At 62.8% G+C, this 15026-nt stretch carries 3 protein-coding genes (1 of these 3 only partly in view); 2 read left to right on the top strand and 1 reads right to left on the bottom strand.

All coding sequences use genetic code 11. The features are described 5' to 3' along the window. Positions 1-7: 7 nt before the first annotated feature. Positions 8-802 carry a helix-turn-helix transcriptional regulator gene (locus tag AB4N44_RS05095; RefSeq protein WP_150776092.1) on the bottom strand — a complete coding sequence of 265 codons (795 nt, stop codon included), beginning with the start codon at positions 800-802 and terminating at the stop codon, positions 8-10. Positions 803-1279: 477 nt separating this feature from the next. Between AB4N44_RS05095 and AB4N44_RS05090 the strand changes: the two genes are divergently transcribed. Both AB4N44_RS05090 and AB4N44_RS05085 read left to right on the top strand, forming a co-directional pair. Then, positions 1280-7690: an amino acid adenylation domain-containing protein gene (locus tag AB4N44_RS05090; RefSeq protein WP_460109905.1), complete on the top strand. Its 6411-nt coding sequence runs from the start codon at positions 1280-1282 to the stop codon at positions 7688-7690. A gap of 257 nt (positions 7691-7947) precedes the next feature. Then, positions 7948-15026 carry the 5' portion of an amino acid adenylation domain-containing protein gene (locus AB4N44_RS05085; RefSeq protein ID WP_460109908.1) on the top strand. Its footprint extends 5938 nt past the window's final position, so only the first 7079 of its 13017 coding nucleotides appear in the window; the start codon lies at positions 7948-7950; its stop codon lies off the right edge, out of view.

Raw genomic sequence — 15026 nt, 5'->3', positions numbered from 1 at the left:
GTTGTGCTCAGGCCCCGGCCATCCATTTCGCCAGACCATGGCGGCCACTGACCCCGAGCTTGGCGGTGGCGCGCTTGAGATACGTCTCGATCGAGCTGTTTTTCACCCGCAGCTTTTCCGCCATTTGCGGCACGGTGCCGCCGGTCAACAGGCCGAGGCAGACTTCTTTCTCGCGCACCGACAGGGCGATGTCGCTGAGCGCCAATCGCTCATCGAACACTTGCGCCAGCGGTGCCTGATCCAGTTCGGCCAACGGTTGGCGGGGTTGGCGGGCGAGGATCTGCCGGCTGATCTGTGCGTGGCGTTCGATCAGTGGCAGCAGGGTGTCGGACAGGCTTTTGAGAAACGACAGCTCCGGCAGGGAAAACACCCGTTGCGTATGCGGTCGGTAAAACGAAATCACGCAACGGCGGTTGGACGTGCGCGAGACCAGATTGCACTGGTGGGCGCTGTGTTGCGGATGCCGAGGCTGCAGCGAGGCGCGTAACTGAATCAGCAGCGAGTCGTTCATCTCGATCATTTTCTGCAACAACGGATGGTCGTCGGGGCTTTCCAGCGGATCGGCCGGTGCGCAGGTCTGCGTCAGACCGGCGCTGCCCAACGGTTTGATGTCGACCACGCTGGCCTGACGCTCATCCAGCGTCCACTCACTGAGATCTACCCGGTTGACCGGCACCAGCGTGTCGACCAACTGGAACATGTTCGTGGCGAAGTGATCATCGCCGGTACTGGCAATCAGCTCACCGAGTTGCCAGTAGAAGTGTGGGTTTTCCATATTGCGAATACTGCCGCTCAGATTCATATCCTTGTCATCCCTGGTTCAGAGCCATCACTGAATCGTCTGCCGTCTCTGTAAAAGCCGCCCACGCAGTCATTTCTCCTTGAATATGATCTGGAGCGGGATTTAAGCCTATGGATTTGTCCTACGTCTGTAGGGGAAAACAGGGACACAAAGTGCCACTATTTCTGATTGTTGGCGCCGGGGTTCTGACGGTGTTGATCACTGGCATATCGGCGAGCGTGACTGTTCAGTCACGCTCAAGCCCCGGAAACCCGGGCGATGGTCAATTCTGATCGGCAGCGCTCGGGCAAATGGCGGCGCTGGTATGTGGTTTTTTTCCTACAAGCTTTTCAGTATTTCCTCTCCGAATTTTTAGACGTTGCCTGCGATAACCACGCCCATGGCGCCTATCAGGGTGGTGGTTGTCCGGGTTTCAGGTGTCATGTCGGCGCGGGGGCCGATGCTTGAATACGGGCAAAATTACATGAGAAGGATCTTATGCAGCCTACTTCTGCCAACGTGGCGGACGATCTGTCCGTGCCTGTCGAGACATTCGCGCTGACTGCCGCTCAACGGGATATCTGGCTGGACCAACTGAGCCGCGGAGATTCGCCGCTGTATAACATTGGCGGTTACGTCGAACTGAGCGGGCCGCTGGATCCGGCATTGCTGCAATCGGCGCTTGAATCTCTGGTTGAAGCCAATGATGCCTTGCGCATTGTTCTGCGAGCGGACGTTGGTCGCGACGGGCTGCCGTTGCAAGGTTTTGCCCAGGCGCTGCCCGTGGCCATGCCGCTGTATGACTGCAGTGGCCACCCTGACCCACAGTCGGCGGCTCGGGCGCTGGTCGAAGCGCAGATGGCGCTGCCCTTTGTATTGAGCGGGCAAGCGTTGTTCCGCTTCTGTCTGATTCGCCTCGATCGCCATCGCCACTGGTTGGCAGCCCAGGCCCATCACTTGATCATCGATGGCTGGGCGTTCGCGCTGCTGTTCAAGTCGGTGGGCGAGATCTACAGCGCGTTGTGCCGTGGCGAGCGCCCGCGCAGGGCGGCACCGTCCTATGTCGGCTTTATCGAAGATGACGCGCGCTACCATCAGTCACCCCGCTATGAACGCGACCAACGCTACTGGCTGGACAAGTACCGTAGCCTTCCCGAGCGCTTGTTGACGTCCCGCCATCACGAACCCCTCGACGCTGAATCGGCGCCAAGCCGCATCCACGTCGAGGCTTTTCCTGCCGTGCTGCACGAGCGCATGAAAGACTGCGCGCGACGATTCGGTGGCTCGGCCTTTCATGTCTTGCTGGCGGCGCTGCATGTGTATTTCAGTCGCACCGCCCAACGTGACGAGTGGGTGGTCGGCTTGCCGATTCTCAATCGCTCCGGCGCCCGTTTCAAAAGCACTTTGGGCTTGTTCACCCAGGTCAGTGCAATGCACATGGGCTTCGGTCGAGCGTTGTCATTCGCCGCATTGATCAAGGCAATCGGCGATGGTCTGAAGCAGGATTTTCGTCATCAACGCTACCCGCTGAGCGAGATGAACCGCGCGCTCGGCCTATTGCGTGAAGACCGCTCGCAACTGTTCGAGCTGTCGGTGTCCTACGAACAGGACGACCATGATTATCGCTACGGTGAGGCGTCGGGACACTCGGTCAAGGTCTCCAACCAGCACGAGGCGACTCCGCTGGCCATTCACCTGCGCAGCAACCGTTACACCGACAAGGCCTGGTTGCATCTGGTGTACTCGCCGGCCTATTTCACGGCTGACGAGATCGCGTCGTTCACCGAGCGCTTGTTGCTGATACTGGAGCAGGGTCTGGAATGCCCGGAACTCGCGATCGCCGATTTCAACCTCAATAGCCCGGCAGAACTGGCCCTGCTCGATGAGTGGAACAACACCCGCGTCAGTTATCCGCAAGGCCCACTGATTCATCAGCGATTCGTATCCCGAGTGGCCGAACAACCGGACGCCGTGGTCGCGACGTATCAGGGACGAACCCTGAGTTATGCCGAACTGAACCGGCAAGCCAATGCGTTGGCTCATCATCTGCTGGGCCTCGGCGTACGGCCCGATGACCGGGTGGCGATCGTCGCGCGCAGGGGCCTCGACACACTGGTCGGGCTGCTGGCGATTCTCAAGTCTGGTGCCGCTTATGTCCCGATCGACCCGGCGCATCCGCCCGAGCGCCTGAGTTATCTGCTCAGCGACAGCGCTCCGGTGGCGTTGCTGACGCAAAGCGATCTGCGTGATCGCTTGCCCGCCACAGCGCTGCCAGTGATCGAGCTTGATCGGCGCGAATGGTCGCTCGACAACTTGACCGATCCCGACGTGCCGGAGCTGAACACGAGCAACCTCGCGTATGTGATTTACACCTCCGGCTCAACCGGGTTGCCAAAAGGCGTCATGGTCGAGCACCGTACGCTGGGCAATCTGCTCGACTGGCACTGCGAGGCATTCGGGCTCAGCTCCGGGCAGCACACTTCGAGCCTCGCCGGCTTCGGTTTTGACGCGATGGCGTGGGAGGTCTGGCCGGCGCTGTGTGCCGGAGCGACGCTGCATTTGTCACCCGCAAGCGAAGGCAGCGAAGACATCGACGCGCTGCTCGACTGGTGGCGTGCCCAGCCGCTGGACGTCAGCTTTCTGCCAACGCCGATTGCCGAATATGCCTTCAGCAAACAACTGGATCACCCGACGTTGCGCACCTTGCTGATCGGCGGTGATCGCCTGCGCCAGTTCAACCGTGCGCAGGGTTTTGCGGTGGTCAACAATTACGGGCCGACCGAGGCCACGGTGGTCGCCACCTCGGGGCTGATTACCCCGGGGCAGGCGTTGCACATCGGCAAACCGCTGAGCAATGCCACGGCTTATCTGCTCGATGATCAGCAGCGCCCGGTGCCGATCGGCATCATCGGTGAGCTGTATGTCGGCGGCGCCGGGGTTGCCCGGGGTTATCTGAATCGCCCGGAGCTGACCGCCGAACGCTTTCTCGACGACCCGTTCAGTGCACAGCCGGATGCGCGTATGTATCGCACCGGCGATCTCGCCCGTTGGCGCGCCGACGGCAATCTTGAGTACATCGGTCGCAATGATGACCAAGTGAAAGTCCGCGGTGTGCGTGTCGAACTGGGCGAAATCGAAGCGGCACTCGCCAGCCATGATGCGGTGCAGGAAGTCGTGGTGCTGGTGCGTGACGGCCAACTGTTGGCGTGGTTTACCGAGCGCGAAACGCTGGACATCCTGCACTTGCACGCGCACCTGACATCGCGTTTGCCAGCCGCGATGCTGCCCGCCGCCTACATCCGCCTGGCGACGTTGCCGCTGACCGCCAACGGCAAGCTCGATCACCAGGCCTTGCCGGCGCCGGGGCCGGAAGCGTTGATCCGTCGTCAGTACGAGGCGCCGCGAGGTGACGTCGAAATCGCTTTGGCGCAGATCTGGGCCGAGGTCTTGCAGGTCGAACGGGTAGGGCGTCACGACCACTTCTTTGAGCTGGGCGGGCACTCGTTGTTGGCTGTGGGCTTGATCGAACGCATGCGCCAGATTGGCATGAGCAGCGATGTTCGCGTGTTGTTCAGCCAGCCGACACTGGCGGCGCTGGCTGCAGCGGAGGGCAGCGGCCGCGAAGTCGAGGTGCCGGCCAATCGCATTCCTGCCGACTGCACGCACATCACGCCTGAGCTGCTGCCGCTGGTGCAACTGGATCAGCCAATGATCGAGCGTATCGTCGCCACCGTGCCGGGCGGTGCCGCCAATGTGCAGGACATCTATCCGTTGGCACCGTTGCAGGAAGGCATTCTCTATCACCACATCACCGCCGCGCAGGGCGATCCGTATCTGCTGCAATCGCTGCTGGCATTCGACAGTCTCGAACGGGTCGAGGCCTTCGCCGCTGCGCTGCGTCAGGTCATGGCGCGGCACGACATCCTGCGTACGGCGGTGGTCTGGGAAGGGCTGACGTCACCGGTTCAAGTGGTGTGGCGCGAGGCAATTCTGCCGGTGCAGGAGGTCGAACTGGATCCTGCCCACGGCGAGATCATCGATCAATTGCACCAGCGTTTCGACGCACGGCGCTATCGCCTCGATGTCAGTCAGGCACCGCTGCTGCGCCTGATGTATGCCCGTGATCCTGCGCACAACCGGGTGGTTGGCATCCTGCTGTTCCATCACCTGGCGATGGATCACATCGCGCTGGAAGCGATGCGCGAAGAAATTCACGCGAGCCTGTCCGGGCACTCGGAGACGCTGGCGCCGCCAGTACCGTATCGCAACTACGTGGCGCAGACGCGATTGGGTGTCAGTGAACAGGAGCATGAAGCGTTTTTCCGCCAGATGCTCGCTGACATCGATGAGCCGACCTTGCCGTTCGCTTTGCAGAATGTGCAGGGCGACGGCAGCAACATCGAAGAAGCCGAGCAAACCCTGGCCAGCGGTCTCTATCAGCGCTTGCAGCAGCAGGCGCGTCTGGCCGGCGTGAGTGTCGCCAGCCTGATCCACCTCGCCTGGGCGCAAGTGTTGGCGGCGACATCCGGCCAGCCAAGCGTGGTGTTCGGCACGGTGTTGATGGGGCGCATGCAGGGCGGCGCGGGGGCCGACCGGGCGCTGGGGGTGTTCATCAACACCTTGCCGCTGCGGGTCGATGTCGGCGAAGGCGCACGCGCGGCGGTGAAGTCCACGCATGCCCGCCTGACAGCGTTGCTCGCCCATGAGCACGCCTCTTTGGCGCTGGCTCAGCGTTGCAGTGGCGTCGCTGCGCCGGCGCCGCTGTTCAGCGCCTTGCTCAACTATCGGCACAGCGATGACGTCGAGCAAAAAACCTCCCGGCAAACCTGGCAGGGCATCGAGACTCTGGCCAACGAGGAACGCACCAATTACCCGTTTACCCTGAGTGTCGATGATCTCGGCACGGGTTTGCGCCTGACCACCCGAACCTTGTCGACCATCGGCGCGCAACGGATTTGCAGTTATGTGCAGTCGGCGCTGAACGGTTTGGTCGAAGCGCTGGAGACCGAACCCCAGCGGCCGCTGAATAGCCTGCCGTTGTTACCACCGGAAGAACTGCAACGGTTGCTGATCGAGTTCAACGCCACCGCCGTCGACTGCCCGATGGACCAGCCACTTCAGGCGCTGTTTGAACAACAGGTGCAGCGCAAGCCGGATGCCATCGCCGTGCAATTCGCCGAACAGCGCCTGACCTATCGCGAGCTGAACGAGCAGGCCAACCGCCTGGCCCATCATCTGCGTGGGCTCGGCGTACAACCGGATTCGCGGGTCGCGATCTGCGTCGAGCGCGGGCCGGAACTGGTGATCGGTCTGCTGGGCATTCTCAAGGCGGGCGGTGCTTATGTGCCGCTCGATCCCGATTATCCGGCGCAACGCCTCAACTACATGTTGCAGGACAGCGCACCGATCGCACTGCTGGTGCATGCCGCGACGCGTGACCTGCTCGGCGAACCCGGCCTGCCGCTGATCGATCTCGACCTCGGCGCCTGGCAGGACCAGCCGCACCTCAATCCTCATGTGCCGGGCCTCGGCGCGACGAATCTGGCCTACATGATCTACACCTCCGGCTCCACCGGTACGCCGAAGGGCGTGATGATCGAGCACCGCAGCGCCTGCAACATGGTGTACTGGGGTTCGCAGTTGTCGCCGCCGACTGAACACGGGGCGCTGCTGCAAAAGGCCCCGTACAGTTTCGACAGTTCGGTGTGGGAGATCTTCTGGCCGCTGTGCTCGGGCATGCGTCTGGTGCTGGCGCGGGCCGATGGCAATCGCGATTCGGCTTATGTCACGCAAGTGATCCGCGAACAGAACATCACTGTAGTGAAGTTCGTGCCGGCGTTGTTACAGCAGTTCATCGAACAGGATGATGTCAGCCAGTGCACCAGCCTCACCGACGTGCTCAACGGTGGCGGCGAGTTGACCGTTGCGCTGGCTCGGCAAGTGCGCGAGCGCCTGCCGTGGGTGCGCCTGCACAACGTCTACGGGCCGACCGAAACCACGGTCGACAGCAGCGGCTGGACCCTGGAGCCCGGCGAGCCGGTGCCGCCGACACTGGTGCCGATCGGCAAGGCGCTGAGCAACACGCGCCTGTATGTGCTCGATGCCTGCGATCAGCCGGTGCCGTTTGGCGTGAGCGGGCATTTGCACATTGGTGGAGTGGGCGTGGCGCGCGGCTATCTGGGCCTGCCGCAATTGCAGGCCGAACGCTTTATCGACAGTCCGTTCGTGGCCGGTGATCGCTTGTATCGCACCGGTGATCTGGTGCGGTATGGCGCTGACGGCAATCTCGAGTTTCTCGGTCGCAATGACTTTCAGGTCAAGCTGCGCGGGGTGCGTCTTGAGCTGGGCGAGATTGAGGCGCGCTTGCTTGAACACCCGGCCCTCCGTGAAGCGGTGGTGCTGGTGCGCGATGAGCGGCTGGTGGCTTATTACAGCGTACGGGCCGAGGTCACTGCGCCCACGCTGGAAGCGTTGCGCGCGCATGTGTTGGCGCGGTTGCCGGAGTTTATGGTGCCCGGTGCCTACGTGATGCTGGCGGCGTTGCCTTTGACGCCCAACGACAAAATCGATCGCAAGGCGTTGCCGGAGCCGGGAGCGGAGGCGCTGCTCAGCCGTCCCTACGAGGCACCCGAAGGTGACGTGGAAAGTGCTTTGGCGCAGATCTGGGCGCGGGTGCTCAACGTCGAGCAGGTCGGGCGTCACGACAACTTCTTCGAGCTGGGCGGGCATTCGTTGCTGGCGGTGAGTCTGGTCGCGCGCATGCGTCTGGCCGGCCTGCATGTCGATGCGCGCACGCTGTTCAGCCAGCCGACGCTGGCCGCGCTGGCGGCACAGACCTCGCGGCAGGCCAAGCAGGTCGAGATCGCCCAGACCACCATCCCCAACCTCAACCGCAAACGCCGTCTCTGATCCTCGGACACAAACCCTGTGGGAGCGAGCCTGCTCGCGAAAGCGTTGGTTCAGTCAATGATGATGTCGACTGACCCACCGCTTTCGCGAGCAGGCTCGCTCCCACAGGAGGCTTGCGGTGCTCACGCCGGCGGCTTGTCCCCGCTTCCCATGTCAGACACCCACGCCCCGATGTTTTAGTTTTTCCAGGCTGCGCGCCGCGTGCACGGACTCGCTGCTGCGCGCTCCTTTTTTCCGTATTTACAGCAGGTTACCTCATGCATTTCAGCGAACTGATGGCTGTTATTTCCACCCATGCGATCCGCCTTCAACAGGAAGATGAAGACCTGGTCATTCTGGGCAGCGACGACGCGCTGGATGACGCGTTGTGGGACAGCCTCGCGGCGCACAAGGCGCAACTGCTGGAGCTGGTCGCCGAACACGGCGGCGACTGGCTGAGCCCTGCGTTTCGCATCACTCCGGACATGCTGCCGCTGGTGAAGCTGAATCAGGACACCCTTGACCGCATCGTCGCCACGGTGCCGGGCGGCGCCGCCAACGTGCAGGACATCTATCCGCTGTCTGCGTTGCAGGAGGGCATGCTGTATCACCACCTCTCGGCCGCTGCCGGTGACCCTTACATCTCGCAGGCGCGCTTCGTGTTCGACAGCCAGGAACGCCTGGACGCCTTTGCTGAGGCGCTGCGCTGGGTGGTCAAGCGCCACGATATTTTGCGCACCTCATTTGTCTGGGAGTACCTCGACGAGGCGGTGCAAGTGGTCTGGCGCGAGGCGCCGCTGGTGTGTCAGGCAATTACCGTCGACAGCGACCGAGACGTGCTCACGCAACTGCTCGAACGCCACGACCCGCAGCACTTCCGCCTCGACATGCAGCAAGCGCCACTGCTGCGCATGGTCTATGCGCAGGATCCCGCTCAGGGCCGCGTGGTCGCGCTGTTGCTGTTTCATCACATGATCATGGATCACGTTGCGCTGGATGTGCTGCGCCGGGAAATTCAGGCCTGTCTGCTCGGGCAGACTGCGCAAGTGCCAGCGGCGGTGCCGTATCGCGATCACTTGGCCAAGGCGCGCAATGCCAGCAATCAGCAGGCGCAGGAAGCGTTTTTCCGCGACATGCTCGCCGATATCGACGAGCCGACACTGCCATGTGGCTTGCAGGATGTGCAGGGCGATGGCCACGCCATCGAGGAAGCCGCGCTGATGCTCGACAGCCGCTTGAGCCGGCAGTTGCGCGAGCAGGCGCGGCAGTTGGGTGTCAGTGTCGCGAGCCTGACGCATCTGGCGCTGGCGCGGGTACTGGGGCAATTGTCCGGGCGCACGGCGGTGGTGTTTGGCACCGTACTGCTGGGGCGCATGGACGCGGGCGAGGGCGGTGAACAGGCGTTGGGGATGTTCATCAACACCTTGCCGCTGCGCGTTGATGTTGGTGAGCAAAGCGTGCGCGCCGGCGTGCGGGCGACCCATCAGCGCCTGACCGCGTTGCTGGCGCATGAGCAAGCTTCGCTAGCGTTGGCACAACGCTGCAGCGCCGTCGCGGTACCGACGCCGCTGTTCAGCGCGATTCTCAACTACCGGCACAGCAGCGTCGAAGAAGTCGCGGACGTGGTCGACATTGCCCCCGGTGTGCAGGTGCTCGGCGCGCGTGAGCGCACCAACTACCCGCTGACGATCAACATCGATGACCTCGGCGCAGACTTGCGCATCACCGCGCTGGCGGATGCGGCGCTGGGTGCCGAGCGCATGGCCGCGTACTTGAACACAACGCTGGAAAGTCTGGTCGCGGCCCTGCAAAGCACCGCCGATGTGGCGCTGCAGACGCTGAAAATTCTCCCGCCCGGCGAACGTGAATACTTGCTGCGCGGCGTCAATTTCCCGCTGGCGCAGTTTCCTGAAATCCCGCTGATCCACCAGCAATTTGAAGCCCATGCGCAGGCCCGACCTGACGCCTCGGCGTTGATCTTTGAAGGGCAGACGCTCAGCTACGGCGAACTCAATCGTCGCGCCAATCAGGTCGCCCATCATTTACTGGCGCTGAACATCCGCCCCGATGACCGTGTCGCCATCTGCGTTGAGCGCGGCCCGCAAATGATCATCGGCCTGCTCGGTGTTCTCAAGGCCGGCGCCGGTTACGTGCCGATCGATCCGGCCTATCCGTTGGACAGAATCAGTTTCACCTTGCAGGACAGCGCCCCGGCGGCGGTGCTGATGCAGGCGGCGACCCGCGATCGTGTGGCCGCTCTCGAGGTGCCGCAGATCGACCTCGACAGCGCTCACCTCAAGGCCGAACTCGAGAGCAATCCGCAGATTCCCGAGCTGACGGCGGCGCATCTGGCGTACGTGATCTACACCTCCGGCTCCACCGGTCTGCCCAAAGGCGTGATGGTCGAGCACCGCAACGTGGCGCGGCTGTTTTCTGCCACCCATGACTGGTTCCAGTTCAACCAGCAAGACATCGGGGTGCTGTTCCATTCCTTCGCGTTCGACTTCTCGGTCTGGGAAATCTGGGCCGCGCTGGCGTTCGGCGGGCAACTGCTGTTGATCCCGCAAGCCGTCAGCCGCTCGCCGGACGACTGCTATGCGCTGCTGTGCGAAACCGGCGTCACCGTGCTCAACCAGACGCCGAGCGCATTCCGCCAACTGATCGCCGCCCAGGGCCGCAGCACCTTGCAGCATTCCTTGCGGGAAGTGGTTTTCGGCGGCGAAGCGCTGGAGCCGGGCTTGCTCAAACCGTGGTATGCGCGGGTCGGCAATGCCGGAACACGGCTGGTGAATATGTACGGCATCACCGAAACCACGGTGCACGTGACATATCGGCCGTTGCAGGCCGCCGACGCGCAGTTGCTTGGCGTCAGCCCGATTGGCGTGCGCATTCCCGACCTGCAACTGTATGTCCTCGACGCTCAGTACGAACCGGTTCCGGTCGGCGTGATTGGCGAGTTGTACGTCGGCGGGGCCGGGGTGGCACGCGGTTATCTGAATCGCGAAGCACTGACGGCCGAGCGTTTTATCAATGATCCGTTTGGCGAAAACGCCGGTGCGCGCTTGTATAAAACCGGCGACCTTGCGCGTTGGGCGGCGGACGGCAGCCTCGAATACCTGGGGCGTAACGACGATCAGGTGAAGATTCGCGGTTTCCGCATCGAACTGGGCGAGATCGAGGCGCGCCTGTCTACCTGCGAAGGCGTGCGCGAAGCTGTGGTGATCGCTCGCGAAGACAGCCCCGGCGATCAGCGTCTGGTCGCGTACTGGCTGGCCGACGAAGGTGCGGCGCCGGATGTGGCGCAATTGCGTGATCATCTGTTGGCAGTGTTGGCTGACTACATGGTGCCGAGCGCCTTCGTGCGTCTGGACGCTTTGCCGCTGACCACCAATGGCAAGCTCGACCGCAAAGCCTTGCCGGCACCGGACAGCGATGCATTCGCCCGGCGTGGTTTCGAAGCGCCGGTTGGTGCCGTGGAAAACCTGATTGCCGGACTCTGGCAGACGTTACTCGGTGTCGAGCAGGTCGGTCGCCATGACAACTTCTTCGAACTCGGTGGTCATTCGCTGTTGGCAGTGAAGCTGATCGAACGCATGCGCCAACAGGATCTGCACTGTGACGTGCGCGTACTGTTCGGTCAGCCGAGCGTGGCCGCGCTGGCGGCGACCCTGAGCAGCGAACGCGTCATCGTCGTTCCCGACAACCTGATCGAACCGGGTTGCACGCGCATTACTCCGGCGATGCTGCCGCTGGCCAATCTCGATCAAGCAGCGATCGACCGTGTCGTTGCAACTGTGTCGGGTGGCATCGCCAATGTGCAGGATATCTATGCTCTGGCGCCGTTGCAGGCGGGGATTCTCTATCACCATCTGGCCACCAGCGCCGGTGATACGTATGTGTTGCAGGCGCAATTTGCCTTCGACGGTCTGGCGCAGATCAAAGACTTTGTTCGTGCCTTGAACGGCGTGATCAAACGCCATGACATTCTGCGCACCGGCATCGTCTGGGAGGGGCTCGAAGAAGCCGTACAGGTGGTCTGTCGTGAAGCGCCACTGGCGCTGGAACGCGTCGATGCCGACGAACTCGACGGCGACGTGCTCGAGCAGATGCAGGCGCGTTTCGATCCGCGCCACTATCGTCTCGACCTCAATCGCGCGCCGCTGATGCGCTTTGTCTACACCGAAGATCAGCCGCACAACCGCTGGATCGGCATTCTCCTGCTGCACCATATCGTCCTCGATCACACCGCGCTGGAAGTGCTGGTCGCGGAAATGAACGACGTCATGCTCGGCCGCAGCAGCGACCTGCCGCCGCCGGTGCAGTACCGTAATTTCGTCGCGCAGGCGCGGCTCGGTGCCGATGATCAGGCTCATGAAGTCTTCTTCCGCGAGATGCTTGCTGACATTGACGAACCCACCGTGGCCTTCGGTTTGCAGGACGTGCACGGCGACGGCAGCGCGATCCTCGACAGTCATTCCGAGCTGGACGCCAGCCTTGGCCAGCGTCTGCGTGAGCAGGCACGGCGGCTGGGTGTCAGCGTCGCGAGTCTGGTGCATCAGGCCTGGGCTCAGGTCTTGGCGCAGGTTTCCGGCCAGCAAGACGTGGTGTTCGGCACCGTATTGCTCGGACGCATGCAAGGTGGAGAGGGCGCGGATCGGGCGTTGGGCATGTTCATCAACACCTTGCCGTTGCGCGTCAGCGTCGGTACGGATTCGGTAGAGAGCGGCGTGCGTGCCGCCCATGCGCGCCTGGCGCAGTTGCTCGGCCATGAGCAAGCCTCGCTGGCGCTGGCCCAGCGTTGCAGTGGTGTCGCTGGTTCGCAAACGCTGTTCAGCACTTTGCTCAACTACCGCCACAGTGCGCCGCAATCGGCGGCTGTCATGTGGGACGGCGTGCAGATTCTCAGCTCGCGCGAGCGCAGCAATTATCCGCTGGTGGTCAGTGTCGACGACCTTGGCGAAGGTTTCCGCTTGAGCGTGCAAGCGGTGCCGCAGGTGGATGGCGCACGGGTCTGCGACTACTTGCAAACCGCCTTGCACAGTCTGGTCACGGCGCTGGAGTACACACCGCAGGCGCCGTTGCAGCAACTGACGATCGTGTCGCCGGGCGAGCGGCAACGGGTGCTGGTCGGTTTCAACATCAGCGGTCGTGAATATCCTCCCGCACAGACTGTGCCGCGCCTTTTCGAAGCACAAGTGGCGGCGCATCCCGAGGCGCTGGCGGTGGTGCAGGGCGAGCAACAGCTCAGCTACCGCGAACTGAATCAGCGCGCCAATCGTCTCGCCCATCACTTGATTGGCCTCGGCGTTCAAGTCGACGACCGTGTCGCGCTGTGCCTGCGTCGCGGGCCGGACATGCTCGTCGCACTGCTGGCGATTCTCAAGGCCGGCGCGGGTTACGTGCCGATCGATGCGGATTATCCGCCAGAACGGATTGCCTACCTGTTGCAGGACAGCGACCCGATCGCAGTGCTGGCGCAGGCATCGACGCGCGACCTGCTTGGCGCTGTACCCGTGATCGATCTGGGCGCCAACGACTGGCGGCACTTGCCTGACACCAACCCGGCACTGTCGAGGCTGACCCCGGCGAATCTGGCCTACGTGATTTACACCTCGGGTTCTACCGGGCAGCCGAAAGGCGTGATGGTCGAGCACCGCACTCTGGAAAACCTCGTGCACTGGCACGCCGAAGCCTTTGATCTGCACGCCGGCAGCCACACCGCCAGCGTCGCCGGTTGCGGTTTCGATGCCATGGCCTGGGAAGTCTGGCCGGCGTTGTGCGTCGGCGCGACCGTGCATCTGCCACCGTCCGCGATCGGCAATGAACACCTCGACGAACTGCTCGAGTGGTGGCGCGCGCAGCCGTTGCAGGTGAGCTTTCTGCCGACCCCGGTGGCCGAATATGCCTTCAGTCGTGAATTGGGCCATCCGACCCTGCGCACATTGCTGATCGGTGGCGATAAATTGCGCCAGTTCCCGCGAGATCAGACGTTCGATGTGATCAACAACTACGGCCCGACCGAAGCCACGGTGGTGGCGACGTCCGGGCGCATCGAGCCCGGGCGGGTTTTGCACATCGGCCGGCCGATCGCCAATGCGCGGATTTATCTGCTGGACCGCCAGCAGCAGCCAGTGCCGACCGGTGTGCAAGGCGAGTTGTATGTCGGCGGCGCCGGGGTTGCACGGGGTTATCTGAATCGTCCGGAACTGACCGCTGCGCAGTTCCTCGACGACCCGTTCAGTGACGAGCCGCACGCACGCATGTACCGCACCGGTGACCTCGCGCGCTGGCTGGACGACGGCAATATCGAATACCTGGGGCGCAACGACGATCAGGTGAAACTGCGCGGTGTGCGTATTGAACTCGGCGAAATCGAAGCCGCGTTGAGCGCTCATGACGCGGTCCGCGAATGCGTGGTACTGGTACGCGACGGGCGTCTGGTTGCGTGGTTCACTGACATCGAGCAGGTCGAGATCGGCGACTTGCACCGCCATCTGCAAGCGCGACTGCCGGACACTTTGGTGCCGGCTGCCTATGTGCGACTGGACAGCCTGCCGCTCACGGCTCACGGCAAACTCGACCGCAAGGCCTTGCCCGAACCGGATCAGGACGCGTGGCTCAGCCGTGAATATGAAGCGCCACAAGGCCCGGTCGAGATCGCGTTGGCGCAGAACTGGGCCGACGTACTCAACATCGAACAGATCGGCCGCCACGACAATTTCTTCGAACTCGGCGGCCATTCGCTGTTGGCGGTGAGCCTGATCGAACGCATGCGTCAGGCCGGTCTGAACGCCGATGTGCGGGTGCTGTTCAACCAGCCGAGTCTGGCCGCGCTGGCGCGTGCCTTGGGCAGTGGCCGGGAAATTGACGTGCCGGCCAATCTGATTGCGGCCGATTGCACGCACATCACCCCGGATATGCTGACCCTGACCACGCTGGATCAGGCCAGCATTGATCGTATTGTTGCGACGGTGCCGGGCGGTGCTGCGAATGTGCAGGATATCTATCCGCTGGCGCCGTTGCAGGAAGGCATTCTTTATCACCACCTCAGTGCTGAGCAGGGCGATCCGTATCTGCTGCAATCGCGTCTGGCCTTCGACAGTCTCGAGCGTTTACAAACCTTCGCCACGCATTTGCAGCAGGTCATCGCGCGTCACGACATTCTGCGCACCAGCGTGGTCTGGGAAGGCTTGCCCAATCCGCAGCAGGTAGTCTGGCGCGAGGCACAGATGGTCGTGCAACAGGTGCCTCTGGAGGGCCGTGACGGCGACATCCTCGAGCAGTTGCAGGCGCGTTTCGATGCGCGGCATTACCGCCTCGATCTGAATCAGGCACCGCTGATCCGCATGGTCTACGC

The organism is Pseudomonas sp. S3_C06 (genome assembly GCF_054667675.1).
Note: the sequence above shows the minus strand (reverse complement) of the source record. Positions and strands in the feature narration are given on the sequence as shown.

Bases quoted from the DNA above. Each gene is read 5' to 3' on its own strand.
- AB4N44_RS05095 (WP_150776092.1), bottom strand. From the start codon at position 802: ATGAATCTGAGCGGCAGTATTCGCAATATGGAAAACCCACACTTCTAC.
- AB4N44_RS05090 (WP_460109905.1), top strand. From the start codon at position 1,280: ATGCAGCCTACTTCTGCCAACGTGGCGGACGATCTGTCCGTGCCTGTC.